Annotated in this window: 12 protein-coding genes; 4 read left to right on the top strand and 8 right to left on the bottom strand. The window is 61.3% G+C overall.

What is annotated here, in order from left to right; translation table 11 throughout:
- Positions 1–121: 121 nt before the first annotated feature.
- From IE111_RS11040 to IE111_RS11010, 7 genes are all read right to left on the bottom strand, one after another.
- Positions 122–676 (bottom strand): TMEM165/GDT1 family protein, encoded by a 555-nt coding sequence (locus tag IE111_RS11040; RefSeq protein WP_189608621.1) that lies wholly within the window; start codon positions 674–676, stop codon positions 122–124.
- A 216-nt stretch (positions 677–892) separates the two neighbouring features.
- Entirely contained in the window at positions 893–3,631 is a 2,739-nt protein-coding gene (locus IE111_RS11035; protein WP_189608620.1) for an ImpA family metalloprotease, read from the bottom strand.
- A gap of 310 nt (positions 3,632–3,941) precedes the next feature.
- Positions 3,942–5,348, bottom strand: a complete 1,407-nt coding sequence (locus IE111_RS11030; RefSeq protein ID WP_189608619.1) for a TRAP transporter large permease — start codon at positions 5,346–5,348, stop codon at positions 3,942–3,944.
- The gene (locus IE111_RS11025; protein WP_189608618.1) at positions 5,345–5,989 is read right to left on the bottom strand and encodes a TRAP transporter small permease subunit; all 645 of its coding nucleotides are present in this window, start codon (positions 5,987–5,989) and stop codon (positions 5,345–5,347) included. The genes IE111_RS11030 and IE111_RS11025 overlap by 4 nt, the downstream gene beginning before the upstream one ends.
- A 469-nt stretch (positions 5,990–6,458) precedes the next feature.
- Complete coding sequence (locus IE111_RS11020; RefSeq protein WP_189608617.1) at positions 6,459–7,472, bottom strand: C4-dicarboxylate TRAP transporter substrate-binding protein; 1,014 nt, start codon at positions 7,470–7,472, stop codon at positions 6,459–6,461.
- Between the two features lie 325 nt (positions 7,473–7,797).
- Positions 7,798–9,165, bottom strand: coding sequence for a sigma-54-dependent transcriptional regulator (locus tag IE111_RS11015; protein ID WP_189608616.1), 1,368 nt, complete (start codon positions 9,163–9,165; stop codon positions 7,798–7,800).
- Positions 9,162–11,303 (bottom strand): sensor histidine kinase, encoded by a 2,142-nt coding sequence (locus IE111_RS11010; protein WP_189608615.1) that lies wholly within the window; start codon positions 11,301–11,303, stop codon positions 9,162–9,164. Before IE111_RS11010 ends, IE111_RS11015 begins: the two co-directional genes overlap by 4 nt.
- Before the next feature lie 485 nt (positions 11,304–11,788).
- Between IE111_RS11010 and IE111_RS11005 the strand changes: the two genes are divergently transcribed.
- From IE111_RS11005 to IE111_RS10990, 4 genes are all read left to right on the top strand, one after another.
- Positions 11,789–13,531, top strand: a complete 1,743-nt coding sequence (locus tag IE111_RS11005; protein WP_189608614.1) for an acetolactate synthase 3 large subunit — start codon at positions 11,789–11,791, stop codon at positions 13,529–13,531.
- A 2-nt stretch (positions 13,532–13,533) separates the two neighbouring features.
- Positions 13,534–14,025 carry an acetolactate synthase small subunit gene (gene ilvN / locus IE111_RS11000; protein ID WP_189608613.1) on the top strand — a complete coding sequence of 164 codons (492 nt, stop codon included), beginning with the start codon at positions 13,534–13,536 and terminating at the stop codon, positions 14,023–14,025.
- 180 nt (positions 14,026–14,205) lie between these two features.
- Entirely contained in the window at positions 14,206–15,411 is a 1,206-nt protein-coding gene (locus tag IE111_RS10995; protein WP_189608612.1) for an EAL and HDOD domain-containing protein, read from the top strand.
- Positions 15,412–15,449: 38 nt separating this feature from the next.
- On the top strand, positions 15,450–16,214 hold the full coding sequence (locus IE111_RS10990) for a Crp/Fnr family transcriptional regulator (RefSeq protein WP_189608611.1): 765 nt from the start codon (positions 15,450–15,452) through the stop codon (positions 16,212–16,214).
- 325 nt (positions 16,215–16,539) lie between these two features.
- Here the strand turns inward: IE111_RS10990 and ilvC are convergent, their stop codons facing one another.
- The gene (ilvC, locus tag IE111_RS10985) at positions 16,540–18,021 is read right to left on the bottom strand and encodes a ketol-acid reductoisomerase (RefSeq protein WP_189608610.1); all 1,482 of its coding nucleotides are present in this window, start codon (positions 18,019–18,021) and stop codon (positions 16,540–16,542) included.
- Positions 18,022–18,150: the final 129 nt, after the last annotated feature.

Below are 18,150 nucleotides of genomic sequence, written 5' to 3'. Positions count from 1 at the left end.
GGGGGGAAATCATTGAGCCGGTGGACAATCCATTGGCACAATATTCTACCTACGGCAGATATCGGCGAAGCCTCTTCTGCCCTACACGAGGGGTGGGAGCCGGGACACGGGGTTTAACCCGTTACATTATCAAACTCCACACGCCGAACCCGATAAACAACACACTCGCCACTACATGCGCGGCTTTTACCGGGAGGCGTTGCATTAACCATTGGCCCGCCATGATCACCGGCACATTGGCGATCAACATACCGAGCGTGGTGCCCATCGTCACCCAGAATGTGGATTGAAATTCGGCCGCCAGCAAGACGGTGGCGATCTGCGTTTTGTCGCCAATCTCGGCGATGAAGAACAGGATCAAGGTCGCCCAGAACGCACCCAGTTTTTCGAACCGGCTCGGGCCGGCGTCGTCTTTGTCCGGAATCAGCATCCACATCCCGACGGCGATAAAACTCCCACCGATCAACCACCGACCCCAGTCGGGCGGCACGACGGTGCCGAGCCAGTCGCCGAGCAATGCCGAGAGGCCATGGTTGACCAGGGTCGCGATCAGGATACCGAGTACGATGGCGCGTTTGCGGTTGAACCGGGTGATCAGAAACAGGGACAGTAACTGGGTTTTATCGCCGATTTCGGCGATGGCGACGGCAAGGGTCGAACTGAGAAAAGCTTCCATAAGACAGGTTCCGGGGCGGGACGTACAACCAAAGGCAAACTCGGTGACTCCCGCCCTTGCGGTCACCGTGTTTGCCTCAGGTCTCATCAGTCCCCTTCGGGATGCGCCGACCATGAACGTTGAGGTTCAAGTTTGTTGACCGACGCGCCAGCCGGGGTGGGCTGGCCGATTACTCCCCCAAGACGGCGAGCATTCTAGCCCCCACCTGTTCCAAACTCAAGACTCGGGGTAGGCGGGCATGTCCGGCCCCACATCGACCGCCGGCTGGTTCAACCCGGTGCAGTAGGCATCGCCGCTGGCCAGTGTGAACACCCGGGCGGGCATCGACGGCAGAGCGGCCACCTGGGCCTGGGCTTTATCCGTGAATTCGAACCCGTAGGTGCCCAGCCAGTCGGTGAGGTCGCGTTCGGCCACGGTCGACAGAGCGATCAGCAGCCAGTCGTTTCTCGACAGGTCGTTGAGATCAGCATGGGCGTAATCTCCGAACCCGAGGCTGTCGCGGTACTCGAGCCAGCGGGTCTCGTTGTCGTCCGCCCAGTTGAATTGACGTTCCAGGCCGTGCAAACGGCCGAGCAGGTGCCAGCCGTCGTCCAGCACGCCCGCCTGCTGCACGGCCATGAACAATTGCACATAGAGGGCGGCGCCGTCGCTCCAGCCGGTCAGGTCCTGCTCGCGCATGTAGGCGGCCGGGTCGGCTTGGTCCTGGCTGGTGGCGATGTGGTTGTAGTGCGCCTCGAACGGCAGCGACTGGCAGCTGGGCGATTCGCCCGTCGCCTCGAAGTGTTTCCATTTGGTGAAGTAGGAATAGAAGTTGGTGCTGGCGTGCACCGGCCAGCCTGAAAACCGGAAACGCCCGCGTTCCAGGCCGTGGCCCATCTCGTGAATGTCGCCGTGGCCGAGCGGGTCGAACGACCAGTAGGCGTCGTAGGGGTTGCCGGAACAGCCGTAGCCGCAGGTGGCCTGGTCGGCGTTCATGTGTTTGACCTGGTCGATGGTGTGCACCGTCCAGCCCTGCGCTTCGATGTAACCTTGAATCTCGGTTTCCCAGTCCACGCCGGGGCCCTGGAACCCGGCCAGAACGTGCGGGAAGTTGCTGGTGTAGTCGCGTGTGGTTTCGGCCAGTTCCGCCGGTGAGGGCCAGTTGTCGATGGTTGCGCGCATTTTCTTGAGCGTGGAGTGCACCTCGAACCCGGCGGTGGTCAGTTCCGCCCAGTCGTAATCGCCTTGTTCGATGGCCTGGGTGAAAGCGGCGTTGTCGTCCGGCGAGGCCCAGAACGGGTGCTGGCCGACGCCCTCGAACCGGATCTGCACCGGGTGATCGTTCTCGCTGAAGGCGATCTGAATCGGCCCGCCGTAGGGCGATGACAACGTCAACGGTTCATTCGGTTCGAGGTCAAAGCGGACGCTGCGCAGGAACTTGGGCCGGTTGTAACTCTGAAACGCGTGCGTCGCGCCGCTGCGCTGGGTGTTGATGAACAGCTCGGTCTCGACCGGTTCGTTGTCCAGGCGGGTGACGGTGACGGTTTGACCGGGCAGCACATAGGCGCCGGTGGCGCGGAACGGCCGACGCGAGGTCAGGTTGGTGGTAACGGTGGCGCCGGTCACGTGACCGAAATCGGTGCGGCTGAAATTACCCAGGTCTTGCGGCACCGGTTGCCAGTCCCGGGACAGATAGACGCTGTAGTCGGCGATCGAGGCGTTGATGAACGCCTGGGCGTCGATGGTGTCGCTGTCGTCGACGATGGGGTCGTAGCGGACCTCGTGCCGCACGGCATCTCCCCACAGGGCCAGTAACTGCCAGACCCGGTCGGTGTCGTCGCCGAACAGGCGTTTGCTGTCTTGGTCCAGGGTGTTGAACCGGTCTTTGAGCGCGTTCAGGCCCGCGCCGAGTTCGGTCTGATAGGTGTCGCACTCGGTCTGGCATTCGTTCGGGTCGACGCTGAAGCTGTTGTCTTTCCAGTGCGTCAGCAGAGTGCGAATGGCGTTGATGGGTGCGGGCAACCGGTCGACGAGGCTCGCCGGGTCGTAGGCGCTCAGGCCCACCCGGTGCCAATAGTTGTCGTGGTGGTAGTCGACGTTCAGGGTGTCCAGCAGGGCGGCGCCCAGGTCGGTCAGGCCGCCGTCCCAATGCAGATAGAGCACCGGAATGCCCCGGTTCATGGCGTCTTTGACGGCGCTGTTGATCGTGTCGACGGACGCGTCACCCGCCTTCTGCGATACGATCAGCAGGTCCGTGGGTTGCTCCAGGCAGGCGGCCAGCGCCGCGCCATCGCAACTGGAGCGTTCGGGGTAGCTCACGGCGGTGCCGAAATGTTCGTCCAGCCAGGCTTCGGTACCCTCGGCGTCCGGGAAATAATAACTCTGGTCCATCTGCGCGATAACGATGCGCGCCGGGTCGGCCTCGGATGGGGTGCGACCCATCAACCAGTGCAGGCTGTTGGTGAGCCACTGGTGCATGTCGTCGTTGAGCAGGGTGCTGTCGCGCAGCCAGTTGCGCATGGGGTGGCCGCCTATGGCCAGGTGTCGGGCCGGCTCGACGCCAACCACGGCCAGTTCACGGGTTTTGGTCTCCCAGGTGTCGTGGAAGACCGCATTGGTCTCCAGCACCGGGCCGGAAAACCCGAACCGGGACCTCAGCATGGCCGCGTCGTGGGTCGGGTTCCAGGTCAGACTGGTGACGCCCTCGTTCAGGGTGTCGAATACGGTGGAGAACCGGGTACGGCGGTCCTCAATTTCAGCCAGCGCCGCTTCGCTGAGCGTCAGTGCGTCGGTTTTGCGGAAGTCACCGCTGGCGAGGGCTTGGTCAACGGGATGGGGTAGGGAGGTCGACGGGTCGTCCGTCCCGGAGGATGGGTCATCCGAATCGGTGCCATCGGTGGTGCCCGGGAAATCGGAAAGGTCCAGCGAGCATCCGCTCAGTGCCAGGCAGGTACAGAGCCACAATACGTATTTCACAGCGTTTTTATCCCGTCTTTTTTTATTCAGGGTGGGAGTCTACCCAAGAGGCCGGGGGACGACTGTGAAGTAGGCGGCTTTTTGGTCGTTGGGTGTTCGAATGTCGCAAACGGAGCAGTGAGTGAAGACGGTTTGTGATTGGAAGAGAGGGGGTAGGTTGGATTAGCGCGTGAGCGCGTAATCCAACATCCATACCATGCCCGTGAAGCAGACAGTGCCAACAATGAACCTGTTGGATTACGCGCACACGCGCTAATCCAACCTACGGGATCGGTGGCCAGGCCGCCGTTCTCTGGCAGCCTCCCATAAGTTACATCGATGTCATCAACGACGGCAGCCAGATAACGATGCCGGGGAAAGCAATCAGCACCGCGATGGTAATCACATCGGCGATGAAGAAGGGCGTCACGCCCCGGAAGACATCCTGCACGCTGATGTCGGGTCGAACGCCGGAGACGACGAAGCAATTCAACCCGATGGGCGGCGTGATCAGACACAGCTCCGCCATCTTCACCACGATGATCCCGAACCAGATGGCGCAGGCCGTACTCGACAGTCCGAAGGCGGATTCCGCCGCGGTCACACCGTCACCGCCGTTCAGGGCCATGACCGCCGGGAACACGACCGGCAGGGTGAGCAACAACATGCCGATGGCGTCCATGAACATGCCGAGCACGGCGTAGGCGACCAGAATCAGGATCAGCGTCAGCATCGGGCTCTGGTCCAGCCCGGCGATCCAGGTGGCGAAGGTGTCGGGCAGGTTGGCGAAGCCGAGGAAGCGCACGTAGATGAGCACACCCCAGATGATGGTGAAGATCATCGCCGTTAGCTTGGCCGTTTCCAGCAGGGCGTGGCCGAGATCCTGACGTTTCATGCCGCGCCACATCGCGTACAGCAGAACGACGAAGGCACCCAGTGAACCGGCTTCGGTCGGTGTGCCGACACCGCCGTAAATGCAGAAAATAATGATGAAGACGACAAAGAAAATCGGGAAGGCGCCGGGCACGGTTTCCAGTTTTTCCTTGAGCGAATATTTCCGCGTCGGCGGGCCGAAGTTCGGTCGGGTCACCGCGAGTGTGACGACCAAGCCGCCATAGATCAGCGCCGACACCGCACCGGGCAGAAAGCCGGCCATCAACAGCAGGCCCACGTCCTGTTCGACGATGATGGCGTAGATGACCAGGATCGCCGATGGCGGAATCAGCGATGCCAGTGTCCCCCCGGCGGCGACCACACCGGCGGCGAAGCGACGGTCGTAACCGACCTTCAGCATTTCCGGAATCGCGATGCGCGCGAACACAGCCGAGGTAGCGACGGACGCCCCGGAGACGGCGGCGAAACCGGCGGTGGCGAACACGGTGGAAACCCCGAGCCCGCCGGGCAACCAGCCGACCCAGCGTTTGGCGGCTTCGAAAAGCGCGCGCGTCAGCCCGGCGTGATAGGCGAGATAACCGATTAAAATAAAGGTCGGAATCAACGACAGCGACAGCGTCGTCGCCTTGGCGTGCGGAATCGTCCCGGCCATTTGCACGGCGACCATAAAGCCGCGCTCGAACCCCATTCGGGCCGAGAAAATCCACAACAGACCGAGAAAACCGGCGATGGCGGCGGCGAAGGCCACACGCATGCCGAGGATGACCATGGCCAACATAAAACCGGACACCCACAAACCGATGGAGACACTGTCCTGGCTGGCGAACCATTGGGCGATGTTCATTGCGCACCTCCCTTCGGTTCATCCCCTTCGATGTCACCCCCTTCAAGGGACTCGGCTTCGCGTTGGGCGACGGTGGCGGCATCCTCGACCAGGGGCACGGCCACCGGTTCGGTGCTGTTCAAGCGGAAGGCGCGGGCATAGCCCCACAGCTGCAAAATCAGACGCAGGCTGAGCAACGCCAGACCGATGGGAACAATTAACTTGGCCGGCCAGATGGGCAGGCCGATGTCGATGGAAGAGTCGCCGTTGGTGTAGGCGCGCAGAAAATGCAAATAGGAGCCGTAGGTCAGAATCAGAGTGACCAACAGCATGAAGAATACGGTAACGAATTCGGACAACCAAAGCGCGCGACCGCGCAGAGCGCCGACCAGCAAATCCATACGGATGTGACCGCCGAGTCGCTGGCAATAGGCGATGCCGAGAAAGGCGAAGACCGCCATCAATTGTTCCACCCAGTCGATGTAACCGCGCAACGGCATGTTGAACAACCAACGACCGAGAATGTTCACCACAGCGATGAACACCAGGGCCAGAATGGTGATGCCGGCGATCATCGTCAGCCAGGATTCCAGTTTATACACCCACCGATCAATTCGGCTCAGGCGTGAGGAGTCCGTTAACACGGACGCAGAACCAGCCATATCAGTACTCCTGATAGGTTTAATTCAAATTTCGGAAACAGTTGATGCTGGTTGCCGGGAATCCGCACCGGCTACCGGGTTGGCCTATTCGGGGTCGCCGTGAACCCATCCATGGGGGCTTGACGGCCGCCGTCCTGGCGGCCGACATCCCCGAATAGGCCAACCCGGTATCCGGCGCTAGCCCATCGCGTTTCCGAAATAGATGATGTGCCTGTAGGGTGGGCACCGCCCACCAAGGGAATTCAACAAACCACCGGGTAGGCCAAAGCCCCATTTGTAGGTTGGATTAGCCGCAGGCGTAATCCAACAATGGTGGCCCGGGCACGATACACGCCATTGGCTCACGTTGGATTACGCCCTTTCGGGCTAATCCAACCTACATATGGGGCAGTGGTATACTTGGCGGTTGAATCCCAAAAGTTGGTGGGCAGCCGAAGCGTCGGACCGTCCCACCCTACGGGGCCGCAAGTTACTTCGCGATGGTCTCAACCGTCAGGTCATACAACTCCTCAGCCGGCAGACCCTTGGCCTTCATTTCCTCGATCCAGGCTTCGGCTGCGGGTTGGGCCACCTGCTCGCGGAAACGGGCCAGTTCCTCTTCGGAGAAGGTCACGCGTTCGATGCCTTTCTCGTCAAGCGTCGGGCCCCACTTGGCCATGGTCTGGTTGTTGTAGTAGTCGACGTAGTAGTCGAGCGCTTCATCGACGCTGTCCATCAGGGCGTCGCGGTGTTCGTCGCTGAGGCTGGCGAGGGCGTCGTTGTTGACGACGACGGGGCAGTTCACGGTGCCGGGGTTGAGGTTGGTGGTCCACCAGTCGGCGGCTTCGACGGTGCCGAACGACATGTGGGCGTGCGGTGCGAAGGAGGCGGCGGAGATGACGCCGGAGTCGATGGACTGACGCACTTCGGTGGCGGACATGGAGGTCGGTACCGCGCCGATGGTTTCCATGGCGGCGCCGATGCCACCGGTCGCCCGAACGCGCAAGCCTTCGAAATCTTCCAGGCTGGATGGGGCGTCACCGACACCGACGACGTTGTACTGCGGCAGCGGAGACGGCATCAACAGGGTGGCGTTCCAGCGGCCCAGATCTTTCTCCACGGCCGGATGGTTGTACACCGCCATGGAGACTTCGATTTCTTTTTCCAGCGAATCCACACCGAGGAAGGGCAGTTCCAGCACGGTGATGGACGGGTTCTTGTCCGGATGATACCCGGCGCAGAACTGCGCCATTTCGAAGGCGCCGAAGGAAATACCGTCCAGGTTTTCGCGGTTGTTCGACAGACCGCCGTAGGACAGGTTCAGCGTGAAGTCGCCTTTGGTTTTCTGCTCCACCAACTCGGCGAGTTTCTCAACGTGCTCGGTGAAGGCGCGGCGCTGGCCCCAGAGGGACACGTTCCATTCGGTGGCGGCGTGCACGCTGCCGGTGAACAGGGACGCAGACAGAGTAACGGCCACAGCGGTGGCTTTCGGTGACAGGGTCATTGGGTTGTTCCTCATTGTTTTTGTTGAGTGGGTCTATGCCTTCGAGCAAAGGCTGAGGAAGGTATGGCAAGGGGTGTGCCAGGGCATTGAGGGCGGATGGTTCGGGCGTTTCAGGGCGGGTGTGGATTTTTATAGGCGGGTTATTGCTGATGAGGCCGGGGAGGGATGAGCAAGATTTTGCTTATTGGGGGGGGTTATCGTAGGGCAGAAGAGGCTACGCCGATATCTGCCGTTGGAAGCATACCTCGCCACGGTTCAGGCCAGCGCCACAGTCCAAAACGGCAGATATCGCTCCGCTCTTCTGCCCTACGATTGGTGCCTCATCTTAGACAAACGCCTCCCGCTTCAACCCATACTTCTGCATCTTCTGGTTCAACGTCCGGCGCGGTAAATCGAGCACCTCCATCACGGCTTTTATATTCCCTTTGTGATGCGTCAACTCGGCGCTGATCAGGGCTTTTTCCACCTGCTCCAACCGCTCGCTCAACGACCCTTCACCACTGTGCACGGACATCCGGTTGCTGGACCCCAGCTGCAACAGTTCCTGCACCGAAATGTCGTTGAAGCTGCGTGTCAGCAAATATCGCTCAGCCGTGTGTCTAAGCTCGCGCACATTGCCGGGCCAGTCGTGAATTTCCAGTGCGATCAGGTCGTCGTAGCTTAAATCCGGCACCGGTAACTGGTTGGTCTGGCCGGCTTCGCGCAGGAAATGACTGAACAGCATCGGGATGTCGGCGGTGCGTTCGCGCAGCGGCGGGATGTGGATCTCGGCGACCATCAGTCGGTAGTACAGATCCTCGCGGAAACGTCCGTCCGTGGCCGCTTCGCGCAGGTCTTCCTTGGACGCGGAAATCACGCGCACGTTCAGTGGAATAGTCTCGCGTGAACCGACGCGGGAGACTTCGCGTTCCTGCAATACCCGCAGCAGTTTGATCTGGAACGCCATTGGCATGCTTTCGATTTCGTCGAGAAACAGGGTGCCGTTGTTCGCGGCTTCGAAGATGCCGATCTGGCGTTTGTTGGCGCCGGTAAAGGCGCCGGCTTCGTGACCGAAGAGTTCGCTTTCCAGCAGGTTTTCCGGGATGGCGGCGACGTTGATCGCCATGAAGGGCTGGTCGCGACGAATGCTGTAGTCGTGCAGGCTGCGGGCGACCAGTTCCTTGCCGGTGCCGGTCTCGCCCATGATGATGATGTCCGCGTTGACCTTGGCCAGAGCAATGATCTGCTCGCGCAATCGGTACATGGCTTTCGAATGGCCGATCAATGTGCCGGCCAGGTCCTCTTCGTGGTCCGAATCCGCCACTTGCGGTGCCGTGGCCAGGGTGACCCGGCGTTGCTGCCAGGCGCGGCGGATCAGTTCGACCAGCCGGTCCGGCTTGTAGGGTTTTTCGATGAAGTCGTAGGCGCCGAGTTTCATCGCCTCCACCGCCTGGGCGATGCCGCCGTGGCCGGTGATCAGGATGACGGGAATGCCCGGGTCGACCGCCTGCAGCAGGCTCATGCCGTCCATGCCCGGCATCTTGATGTCGCTGACGATAACGCCGGGGAAATCCGGCGTCAGTTCCGGCAGGGCGTTTTGCGCACTGTCGAAGGTGCGCACCTCGATGTCGGCCAGGGTGAGCCACTGTTCGAGCGATTCGAGCACTTCCGGGTCGTCGTCGATGATGACGGCTTGCATCTGTGGGTCGGTCATGGGGTTTCCGTTTCCATCCAGTCGGCGGTCGCAAAGGTGAGCGTGAAGGTGGTGCCCTCGCCGGGCGCGCTGGTCACGGCCAGGGTCGCGCCCATGTCGTGGGCGAGGTTATAACTGATGGCGAGCCCGAGGCCCAGTCCGTCGCCGATTTTCTTGGTGGTGAAGAAGGGCTCGAAGGCGTGGGCCAGTTGGTCGTCGTCCATCCCCGGACCGTTGTCGGTCAGCGACAGTTGCACGCCGGCGGGTTGGTCCGGCGCCGGTTTCAGGTCGATGTGAATGCGCGGCTCGGGCTGTCCCTGGAGCGCATCCAGGGCGTTGCCGATCAGGTTCACCAGAATCTGCTCCAGGAACATGGTGTTGGCCTGAACGGTGGCGTCCCGATCGACATCGAGGGTACAGCTGACGCCCAGTTCCTGCATTCGCGGTTCGAGCAGATCGAGGGCGTAGTGAATCGGCTGGGTCAGCGAAACGGGGGCGCTGCCCGTGTTGCGTTTGCCGGCGAAAATGCGCAGCTGACGCGACAGCCGGGAGAGTCGGTCGACCAGGGATTCGATGCGGCCCAGGTTGCGGTCGACGTCGTCCACTTTCTGTCGTTCAAGCAGCAAGCGACTGCTGGCGGTGTAGTTGCTCAGCGCCGTGATCGGCTGGTTGATCTCGTGGGCGATGGCCGACGACATACGGCCCAGGGCGGCCAGTTTCTGGTTCTGCGCCAGTGCCGCTTGCGCTGCTTTCAGGTCGCGGGTGCGTTCTTCCACCCGCTGTTCCAGGGCTTCGTTCGCCTGCTCCAGCGCCAGTTGCGCCTGGGTCAGCTCGGTGATGTCCTGAACGGTGAGGATGAATTCGTCCTGTTGGCCAACGCGGATCGGGTTCAAGGTCACCAGAACGGGAAATCGGCTGCCATCCAGTCGCTGGCCTTCGGCCCGATAGGTGCCGGCGCCGTCGGTCCGCCAGGGGTGGATCAGCCGGTCCGGCCGCAGGTCGCTGTCGTCGTGGCGGAGCCCGAACAGCTCGCGCGCCTTTTCGTTGATGAACAGCGGGTGGAGGTCGGCGTCGAGATTGAACAGACCGGCATCGGTGTTCTGGATGATGGCGCGCTGGTGGTGCTCGCGTTCCTCGGTCAGGCGAATCACGGCCTGCTGGGCGCTGGCACGGCGACGGCGTTCGCGACCGTAGAGGATGCCGCCGGTGGCCGTCAGCGCCAGCAACACGGCCAGCGCCTGCCCCCAGCGGACCTGGCGGTGCACCTCGGCCAGGGGCAGGCGCAGGTGCATGGTCCAGGGGTAGCCGCCGACCGGGGAACCGAAGAGGATGTGCGTGCCGGCTTCGCCGCCCAGATCGAACCCGGACCAGCGTTCGCCGGACCAGTCCGTCACCGCGGTCAGCTCGCGCACCGGCTGGCTGCCGTATTGACGGGTCTCGATCAGCCGCAGGCGGTGCTCGGTCGAGAGCGGCCGGGTCGCCACGTAGTGCCATTGTGGTGACGACGACAGAAAGACGATGCCCTCGCGGTCCGTCACCCAGACGGCGTCGCCGGATTCCGCCCAACTGGCCTCGAGCGGCCCCAGATCGATCTTGACCACGATGACGCCGCTGATGGAGTCGAGTTGGTCGACCACGGGGGCGGACAGGAACAGACCGGGCTTGCCGGACGTGGCGCCGACGGCGAAATAGAAACCCGGCTCGCCGGCCATCGCCGAGGCGAAATACGGGCGGTAGCCGTAATTGTTGCCGACGAAGCTGGTCTCGGAGCGAAAGTTGCTCGACCAGCGGGTCAGCCCGGTCGTGTCCATCAGAAAGATTTCATCCGACCCGGCCTGAAGGTTGATGCGCGCCAGCAGTTCGGACGTCGCCCGGGCGGGTGGACCTTCCGGGTCGGCCAGGGCATCAACAATGCGCGGGTCGGACGCCAGGATGCGCGGCAGGTAAAAGTGCCGGTCGATGGTGGCCTGCAGCGACGTTTGATACACCCCCAGACGCTGTTCGGCGCGGTCCGCCGTGCGGTCCAGCTCCAGCCGCAGCCAGTACCGATCGGTCAGGATCAGCAGAAGCACCAGGCCGATAAACGCCGTCGCCAGCCAGAAGGGCAGCGAGCGGATGGCCCGGAACGGGGAGGGTGATACAGCATTCGGGGTCGTCATTGTTATCGTGCAAGCCCTGATACGACCCGAACAGTCTAATCCAGTAGGGTGGGCACTGCCCACCAAGTAGGTTGGATTAGCCCGAAGGGCGTAATCCAACAATTGTCCGAGGCGGTGGTCTGTATATCGGCACCATTGACGTGTTGGATTACGCCCTTCGGCTAATCCAACCTACTTACAACAACGCAAATCATGCCCTCGGCCCGGTTTTTTGGTGGGCGGTGCCCACCCTACGGTTGGATTCGATGCCCGGGGCCGGTACACTGGCCTCTCCGGTGCGCGTCGAGACCTCCCCGTCTCCCCGCCGGCTTAAAAACAACCCGATCCAGGCAGCAGTGTCGGTGTCCGCGTCGCAGGTTTCGCCCTCGACCGGCCGGCTGTATTGGTGGCGTCGCTTACCGGTGGCGTCGCTTGAATACGCGCTGAAGTTCGTTCCAACTTCGGGAGGAACGTCGTCCCTGGGTCACGAGTGAAGGGTCCTCCCCATGACACAACCTGCCTCCGAGCCGGAAATGCTTTCCGGCGGCGAAATGCTGATCCGCTCCCTGAAAGACCAGGGCGTTGAATACATCTACGGTTATCCCGGCGGTGCCGTGCTGCACATCTACGACGCGATTCACAAGCAGTCCGATGTGAAACACATCCTGGTGCGCCACGAACAGGCCGCGACCCACATGGCCGACGCCTACGCCCGCGCCAGCGGCAAGGCCGGCGTGGTGCTGGTCACCTCCGGTCCCGGCGCGACCAATGCCATTACCGGTATTGCCACCGCCTATATGGACTCGATCCCCATGGTCGTCATCACCGGTCAGGTGATGAGCCACCTGATTGGCGACGACGCCTTCCAGGAGACCGACATGATGGGGCTGTCACGGCCGATCGTGAAGCACAACATGTCCATTCGGGATCCGAACGACATTCCCAGCGCGGTCAAAAAGGCGTTCTACATCGCCGAGAGCGGTCGCCCCGGCCCGGTCGTCATCGACATTCCCAAAGACATGACGATGCCGAACGAGAAGTACCCCTACGAATACCCGGACCGCATCAAGATGCGCTCCTACAACCCGGTCAAGAAGGGGCACAGCGGCCAGATTCGCAAAGCGGTGAACATGCTGCTGCAGGCCAAGCGGCCGATCATCTATTCCGGCGGCGGTGTCATCCTGGGCAAGGCCAGCAAGGAACTGACCCAACTCGCGCAACAATTGAACGTGCCGGTCACCAACACCCTGATGGGCCTCGGCGCCTACCCGGGTACGGACCGTCAGTTCGTCGGCATGCTCGGCATGCACGGCTCCTATGAAGCCAACATGACCATGCACAACGCCGACTGCGTGCTCGCCATCGGCGCGCGCTTCGACGACCGCGTGACCAACAACACCGGCAAATTCTGCCCCGAAGCCAACATCATCCACATCGACATCGACCCGGCCTCGATTTCTAAGACCATCCAGGCCGACATCCCGATCGTCGGCCCGGTCAAGCCGGTGCTGAAGGAGATGCTGGAGCAGATTGAGCAGTCCAAACTGAAGATGGATCAGGATGCCCTGAACCTTTGGTGGGAGCAGATCGACGAGTGGCGCCAGCGCCACGGCGGCCGTTACCGCACGGACGATTCCGAGCGCATGAAGCCGCAGCACGTCATCGAGACCCTGTGCAAGGTCACCAAGGGCAACGCCTACGTCTGCTCGGACGTCGGCCAGCACCAGATGTTCGCGGCCCAGTACTACAAGTTCAACCACCCCAATCGCTGGATCAACTCCGGCGGCCTCGGCACCATGGGCTTCGGCCTGCCGGCGGCCATGGGCGTGCAGCTGAGCTACCCGGACGCGGACGTTGTCTGCGTGACCGGTGAAGGCTCCATCCAGATGAACATCCAGGAACTCTCCACCTGCCGCCAGTACGGCCTGCCGGTGAAGATCCTCTGCCTGAACAACGGCTACCTGGGGATGGTGCGCCAGTGGCAGGACATGAACTACGAGTCCCGCTATTCGCATTCCTACATGGATTCGCTGCCGGACTTCTGCGCCCTGGCCGAAAGCTACGGCCACATGGGCATCCGCATCGAACACCCGGACGAACTGGAAGGCAAGCTGGAAGAGGCGATGGCCGTGACCGACAAGGTCGTCTTCATCGACGTTCTGGTCGACCCGGAAGAACACGTGTACCCCATGCAGGTTCCGAACGGCGCCATGTCCGACATGTTCCTGAGCAAGACGGAGAGGACCTGATCATGCGGCACATTATTTCAGTTCTGATGGAAAACGAAGCCGGTGCCCTGGCTCGGGTTGTCGGTCTGTTCGCTCAGCGCGGCTACAACATCGAATCGCTCAACGTCGCCCCGACCGACGACGAGACCCTGTCCCGTCTGACGCTGGTGACCAAGGGCGAAGACCGGGTGATCGAACAGATCACCAAGCACCTGAACAAGCTGATCGAAGTGGTCAAACTGGTCGACCTGACCGAAGGCTCGCACATCGAACGCGAGCTGATGATGGTCAAGGTGCGCGCCACTGGCGCCCAGCGCGAAGAAGTCAAACGCACCTGCGACATCTTCCGCGGCCAGATCATCGACGTCACGCCCACCACCTACACCATCCAGGTGACTGGCAATGAGGAAAAGGTCAACGCCTTCATGGACGCCCTCTCCGGCGCGACCTTGATGGAAGTGGCCCGCACCGGTGTCGCTGGTATAGCCCGTGGGGACAAGAGTTTGAGTCTCTGAGTCGGATCCCTGAAAAAAGGCGAGCTTCGGCTCGCCTTTTTTGTTTGATAAACAGGTACATACGGTTCTCCATTGGACCGCCTGCTTCCATACCGAATCACTGCTTCTCTCTCCCCCGATTGGCGACAGGCCGTCCCTGCCCCTGCTATAGTAAACCCAGTACGATGACGAGGACGGGTTTTGCAGGAACAGGTACTTTTCGCCCGACAGCCGATTTTCGACCGGGGTTTGAAGCTCTTCGGCTATGAATTGCTGTTTCGGCAGGGCACGGATGACCGGGCGGTGTTCGACGATGGCGATCAGGCCACCAAGTCGGTGATGCTGAACGCCTACACGCACAGCGACACCCTCTCGGCGCTGAATCACAAGCCGGGGCTGTTGAACGTCACCAAGACGATGCTCAACGCCTTGCCGGATTTCCTGCGCCACAACCTCATCATCGAGGTGCTGGAGGACTATCACTCGGATGCGGATCTGGTCGACGTTTTGGCCGGGTTGCGCGAGCGTGGCTTCCGGTTGGCGCTCGATGACTTCGAGATGAAGGACTACCGCTCGCCGCTGCTGGATATGGTCGACATCGTCAAGATCGACGTTCTGGCGACGAGCCGCGACGACATCCTCGCCATGCTCGACCGGCTCGAGCCGCACAACGTCAAGTTGATCGCCGAGAAGGTCGAGGATTATGGCATGTACCAGTTCTGCCTCGACAACGGCTTCGACTACTTCCAGGGGTATTTCTTCTGCCAGCCGGAGATTGTCACCGGCCATAGGCTCGACCCGGGGCGGGCCAGCCTGCTGACCCTGCTGGCGGAGATCTACCGGCCCAACATCGAGCCGAACGACATCTATGAGCTGGTCCAGAAGGACACGGTGCTCTCGTATAAACTGCTGCAGCTGGTCAATTCGGCATTCTACCGCCGTGCCCGCACCATCGATTCACTGCATCAAGCGGTCATGATGCTCGGCATCGACCGCATCCGCAGTTGGGCAACGTTGATCAACATGGGTCAGCTGGACGACAAGCCCAAGGAACTGCAACGCGAAGCCCTGACCCGGGCCTTTCTATGCGAATGCATTGGCCAGACCATCGAGCCGGAACGGGCCAACACCTATTTCACCGCCGGTTTGTTATCGGTGCTGGATGCCTGGCTGGACCGGCCCATGCCGAGTATTCTCAGCCAGATTCCGCTCAGCGCGGAGCTCAAGGCGGCCCTGATTGAACGGGAGGGGCGACTGGGCCAGGCGCTGGAGATGGCCATTGCCTATTGCCGCTCGAATTGGCAAGCTTTGGATCCGCAGTGGCTGTCCGACCATCGACTCAGCCCGGCGCAATTGTGCGACTGGTACAGCCAGTCCATCGACCGCGCCGATCAATTGCTGGGCTGAGCGCCGACCGGACGGCATCAAGAGGACACGTTCACACCATGTTTACCCTGGTCAAACACCCCGACAACTGGCTGGCCCGCGCACAGAACCATCAGATCCAGTGCCTGAAGAATGTACCGGCGGCACCCAGCGAGACCAAGACCCTGCCGCGGGATGCCCTGATGAACGAAGACACGCTGAATTGGGCGCTGGTCCGGCCGAGCGAGGGCCTGATGGGCCTGGCGATCGACGGCAACCGTCTGGTCGCCATCGAACCGGGCGATGCCTGGCTCGGGCATCCGGGCAGCCGTCTGAACTGGTTTCAGGAAGGCGCGGTCACCTTCGACATCTGGCACTGGTCCGACCTGCCCGAAGACTACATCCCGACGCTGATCTCCGGCTTCCACGACAGCCTGCTCGAACTGCTGCACTACAACGCCCAACTGCCCCAAGACCCGGCGCCGGGTTTCGAGTTTTTCCGTTCCGGCGACGTCATCATCCGCGAAGGTGAAGTGGCGGACTGCGTCTACACCCTGATCCAGGGCCGCGCCAAAGTCCTGCGTGACGGTACCCAACTCGGCGTCGCCCGCGAAGGTGAAATCCTCGGCCTGCAGGCCATGCTGCTCAACAGCACCCGCACCGCCACCGTCGTCGCCGAAGGCAGTTGCAGCGCCGTACGGGTCGACTACGACCGATTCCAGAACCTCATCGCCTCCCGCCCGGAACTGGTCGTCTCAACGCTCGAAACCATGGCCAAACAAATCGAACGGATGAACCAGCGACTGCTGCAAATCGACCCCGGCCCGAGCGACGACACCGACTGATCAACCACACCACCATCCACACCACCCTCCCAAAGCCAATCGGCTGTTACCGGACGGTTGAGAGGCAGGCCAGCGCCGGGGAGGGGGACACTCTGGAGGGGGTGTCCGCAGCATGGATGCTGCGGTCTAGTCTACATGGACGTATTCACGACGGCCCCCGGAAGAGCGTCCCCCTCCCCGGCAGCGGGTTCCAGGCAATACACCAAAACCAACCACATACCCAAAAAAAAGCCCGCCGATTGGCGGGCTAATGCTCACTCCCTTTTGGGGACCTCACTGAGAACCGTGAGCCCCCGTCGGGCAGGGTCGATTCGAGCGACGACCCTTATGCCTCGACGAGGCGCTTCATATCCGTCATGTAACCGCGCAATTCCTCACCGATCCACTCGATCGGATGGTTGCGAATCGCACTGTTCACCGTAATCAATTCAATGTTATCGACCTTGGTGGTCTTGTCCGCCAGGCCCTTACCGATGACATCGGCCTTCACCTTCGGCATGAACTTCTCGGCCAGCAAGGGTACCGCCGCGTTCGCGAACAGATAGTTGCCGTATTCGGCCGTGTCACTGATCACCACGTTCATCTCGTACAGCTTCTTACGCGCGATGGTGTTCGCGATCAAAGGCAGCTCATGCAATGATTCATAATAAGCGGATTCTTCGATAATACCACTGGCCACCATGGTCTCGAACGCCAGTTCAACGCCGGCTTTGACCATCGCCACCATCAGAATGCCGTTGTCGAAAAATTCCTGCTCGTCCAGATCGTTCTCGGCGACCGGCTGCTGTTCGAAGGCGGTCTGGCCGGTTTCTTCGCGCCAGGTGAACAGGTCTTTATCGTTGTTCGCCCAGTCGGCCATCATGCGCTCGGAGAAAGCGCCGCTGATGATGTCGTCCTGGTGCTTCTGGAACAGCGGCGTCATCAGGTCTTTCAGTTCTTCGGCCAGTTCGTGGGCCTTGATCTTCGCCGGGTTGCTCAGGCGATCCATCATGTTGGTGATGCCGCCGTGCTTGAGCGCTTCGGTGATGGTTTCCCAGCCGTACTGAACCAGCTTGCTGGCGTAGGCGGCGTCGACGCCTTCGGCGGTCATTTTGTCGTAGCACAGCAGGGAACCGGCCTGCAGCATGCCGCACAGGATGGTCTGCTCACCCATCAGGTCGGATTTCACTTCGGCGACGAAGGAGCTGGCCAGTACGCCGGCGCGGTGACCACCGGTGGCGGCGGCCCAGGCTTTGGCGATTTCGAAGCCTTCGCCCTTGGGGTCGTTTTCCGGGTGGACGGCGATCAGTGTCGGGACGCCGAAGCCGCGCTTGTATTCTTCACGCACTTCGGTGCCGGGGCACTTGGGCGCGACCATGACGACGGTGATGTCGGAGCGGATTTTCTGGCCGACTTCGACGATGTTGAAACCGTGTGAATAGCCCAGGGCGCTGCCTTCTTTCATGAAGGGCATGACGGTTTCGACGACGCTGCTGTGCTGTTTGTCCGGGGTCAGGTTGACGACCAGGTCGGCCTGGGGAATCAGGTTTTCGTAGGAGTCGACCTGGAAGCCGTTTTCACTGGCGTTTTTCCAGGACTGGCGCTTTTCGTCGATGGCGGCCTGGCGCAGGGCGTAGGAGACGTCCAGACCGGAGTCGCGCATGTTCAGACCCTGGTTGAGACCCTGGGCACCGCAGCCGACGATGACGACTTTCTTGCCTTTCAGGAAGTCGCATTCGTTGGCGAATTCGGACTTTTCCATGAAGCGGCATACGCCCAGTTGGGCGAGTTGCTGGCGGAGGTTCAGGGTGTTGAAGTAGTTGCTCATTCGGTTTCCTGTCAATTCGGTTAGTGGATGGTTACCACCGTTGACATCGAGTCTAGCTCAGTTGGTTTGTTGCCGGAAATGAATTGTTGGCAATCAGGTGTTGCTGAAAAGGGAATAGTGGGTAAGTGG

This window comes from Saccharospirillum salsuginis (assembly GCF_014651855.1).
GTDB classification, from domain to species: Bacteria; Pseudomonadota; Gammaproteobacteria; order Pseudomonadales; family Natronospirillaceae; genus Saccharospirillum; species Saccharospirillum salsuginis.
Note: the sequence above shows the minus strand (reverse complement) of the source record. Positions and strands in the feature narration are given on the sequence as shown.

What these genes read in the sequence shown, in the direction of transcription:
- IE111_RS11020 (WP_189608617.1), bottom strand. Translation starts at nt 7,472, where the DNA reads ATGACCCTGTCACCGAAAGCCACCGCTGTGGCCGTTACTCTGTCTGCG.
- IE111_RS11010 (WP_189608615.1), bottom strand. Translation starts at nt 11,303, where the DNA reads ATGACGACCCCGAATGCTGTATCACCCTCCCCGTTCCGGGCCATCCGC.
- IE111_RS11025 (WP_189608618.1), bottom strand. Translation starts at nt 5,989, where the DNA reads ATGGCTGGTTCTGCGTCCGTGTTAACGGACTCCTCACGCCTGAGCCGA.
- ilvC (WP_189608610.1), bottom strand. Translation starts at nt 18,021, where the DNA reads ATGAGCAACTACTTCAACACCCTGAACCTCCGCCAGCAACTCGCCCAA.
- ilvN (WP_189608613.1), top strand. Translation starts at nt 13,534, where the DNA reads ATGCGGCACATTATTTCAGTTCTGATGGAAAACGAAGCCGGTGCCCTG.
- IE111_RS11040 (WP_189608621.1), bottom strand. Translation starts at nt 676, where the DNA reads ATGGAAGCTTTTCTCAGTTCGACCCTTGCCGTCGCCATCGCCGAAATC.
- IE111_RS11015 (WP_189608616.1), bottom strand. Translation starts at nt 9,165, where the DNA reads ATGACCGACCCACAGATGCAAGCCGTCATCATCGACGACGACCCGGAA.
- IE111_RS11030 (WP_189608619.1), bottom strand. Translation starts at nt 5,348, where the DNA reads ATGAACATCGCCCAATGGTTCGCCAGCCAGGACAGTGTCTCCATCGGT.
- IE111_RS11005 (WP_189608614.1), top strand. Translation starts at nt 11,789, where the DNA reads ATGACACAACCTGCCTCCGAGCCGGAAATGCTTTCCGGCGGCGAAATG.
- IE111_RS10990 (WP_189608611.1), top strand. Translation starts at nt 15,450, where the DNA reads ATGTTTACCCTGGTCAAACACCCCGACAACTGGCTGGCCCGCGCACAG.